The organism is Lysobacter antibioticus (genome assembly GCF_001442535.1).
In the GTDB taxonomy this organism is placed as follows: domain Bacteria; phylum Pseudomonadota; class Gammaproteobacteria; order Xanthomonadales; family Xanthomonadaceae; genus Lysobacter; species Lysobacter antibioticus.
In genome coordinates this window covers 5,754,038-5,756,373 of record NZ_CP013141.1, presented here as the reverse complement: position 1 = coordinate 5,756,373, position 2,336 = coordinate 5,754,038, and the positions used below count along the sequence as shown (strand labels likewise).

Here is a 2,336-nt window from a genome sequence, read left to right as displayed (position 1 = left end):
GGAACCGCTGCGGCTGCCGCTGCGGCCGCCGGGGCCGCCGCCACGGCGCTGTTCGTCGGCGGCGCGCTGTTCGCGCGCTTCCTTGAAGATCGAACCGATGCTCTCGTTCTCTTCGCCTTCCTCGGCCGCCGGAATCTCGCGCGGCGTGCGCGGCAGGGCGATCAGCAGTTCCGCATCGACCGGCGCGGTCGGCAGCTTCTGCTCGATGTAGGCCTCGATGTCGGGCAGGCTCATGGCATAGCGCTCGCAGGCGAAGCTGATCGCATCGCCCTCGGCGCCCAGGCGCGCGGTGCGGCCGATGCGGTGGACGTAGTCCTCGGCATCGAACGGCAGGTCGTAGTTGTAGACGTGACTGACGCCGTCGATGTGCAGGCCGCGCGCGGCGACGTCGGTGGCGACCAGGATTTCGAGCTGGCCCTTCTGGAACTTGTTGAGCAGCGACTCGCGCTTCTTCTGCGGCACGTCGCCCGACAGCACGCCGACCCGGTAGCCGCCGCGCTCGAGCGAACGCGCGACGCGCTCGACCCAGGCCTTGGTGTTGACGAACACCATCGTCCGCGCGCCTTCGCTGCGCGACAACAGGCCCAGCAACAGCGGCACCTTTTCCTCGTCGGCCGGGAAGTAGACCTTCTGGCGGACCTTGGCGGCGGTGATGAACTCGGTCTCGACGACGACCTTCTCGGGCTCGTTCATGTGCTCATAGGCCAGCTCGAGCACGCGATGGCTCAAGGTCGCCGAGAACAGCAGGGTCTGGCGCTCGGTGCGGATCGGCATGCGCCGCAGCAGGAAGCGGATGTCCTTGATGAAGCCCAGGTCGAACATGCGATCGGCTTCGTCGAGCACGCAGATCTCGCAGGCGTGCAACGACACGACCTTGTGCTGCTTGACGTAGTCGATCAGGCGGCCGGGCGTGGCGATGATGACGTCGGCGCCCTTCTGCAGCAGCTCGCGCTGCTTGTCGTAGTCGACGCCACCGTAGACCAGGGCGAACTTCAGGCCCAGGTCGGAGCCGAACTTGACCGCGTCCTTGTGGATCTGGATCGCGAGCTCGCGGGTCGGCGCCAGGATCAGCGCGCGCGGGTCTTCGGGCTTGCGCTCGGCCAGGGCCGGGCGGGTCAGCAGGCGGTTGATCACCGCGACCAGGAAGGCGAGGGTCTTGCCGGTGCCGGTCTGGGCCTGGCCGGCGACGTCGCGCCCGGTCAGCGCCAGCGGCAGGGTCAGCGCCTGGATCGGCGTGCAGCGCGAAAACCCGGCGGCCTCGAGGCCGGCCAACAGGCTCGGGTGCAGGTCGAACGAAGAAAAGGTGATATCGGTTAAAGGCTTGTCGCTCATGCTTCTCAGAGATCCGCGCGCACTGGGCGCAGTAGGTGGTCGCTTGCGTGGGTGGCGTCGGCGAAGCAGACTGCCGGGGCCGAGCCGGCGCCCGAGTTGAACTCTGAAGGCAGGCTCGATGAGACCGTGGCGCAGCCCTTGAAGGTGCCGCGTAACGCCCCAGTTTAGCGTAAGCCCCCGCCCGGCATGGCCCGCCCGGGGTTCCGTTCAAGAATAGCCCGTTCCGTACGGGCGAGTACCCCCGCAGGAGACCCCCGTGAGCGAAAAAGTTCTGCATGCTGGCGATTCCGACTTCGACGCCACCGTGCTGCAGTCGTCCGAACCCGTCCTCGTCGATTTCTGGGCCCCCTGGTGCGGCCCGTGCAAGGCCATCGGCCCGATCGTCGAACAGCTGGCCGACCAGTACGAAGGCAAGGCCAAGGTGGTCAAGGTCGACGTCCAGGAATTCCCGGCGCTGGGCGTTCGCTACAACGTGCGCAGCATCCCCATGCTGTTGATGTTCAAGGACGGCCAGGTCCATTCGAGCCAGCTCGGCGCGCCGCCGAACATCAAGTCGCTGCTGACCCAGATGATCGACAAGGCCATCTGAAGCGGCCCGCCATGTGAAGCCGCCTCGCTTACGCCCGCCCCGCGCGGGCGCAAGCGCTCCGGGCCTTGCCCGGTAACGTGAACGGCCCGGCTCGGGAAGCTTGCCGCCACGCGGCAGCAGTGCTAGTTTCGCAACACCCGGCGTCGGACCTCGCGTCCCACCCGCCGCACCCCGTCTGATACCCATCTATCAACCCACGTCCCTGACGTCCCGCTCGCCCGATGCGAGCGCTCGCCGCTTAGCGAGGAACCTCCGCTTGTCCGATAAGACCCCCGACGCTGGCGATACCGCCGAAAAGCGCGTGCGTAAGCCGCGCGTCAGCAAAGCCGCCGAGTCCGCTCCGGCCGCTGCCAGCGATGCCAGCCCCCTGATTCCTGCCGCTCGACCCGCCGCGCCTGCCGCGCCGCCGGTCGCG

Annotated in this window: 1 protein-coding gene and 1 pseudogene; one reads left to right on the top strand and one right to left on the bottom strand. The window is 67.9% G+C overall.

Annotation, left to right across the window (positions count from 1 at the left end; genetic code table 11):
- Positions 1 to 3 precede the first annotated feature (3 nt).
- A pseudogene (gene rhlB / locus GLA29479_RS23275) lies at positions 4 to 1,332 on the bottom strand (ATP-dependent RNA helicase RhlB); the annotation flags it as partial.
- A 256-nt stretch (positions 1,333 to 1,588) separates the two neighbouring features.
- On the opposite strand from rhlB, the gene trxA reads away from it, so the two are divergent.
- A complete protein-coding gene (trxA, locus tag GLA29479_RS23270) occupies positions 1,589 to 1,921 on the top strand; it encodes a thioredoxin (protein WP_031373276.1) in 333 nt (110 codons plus the stop codon).
- The last annotated feature ends 415 nt before the right edge of the window (positions 1,922 to 2,336 follow it).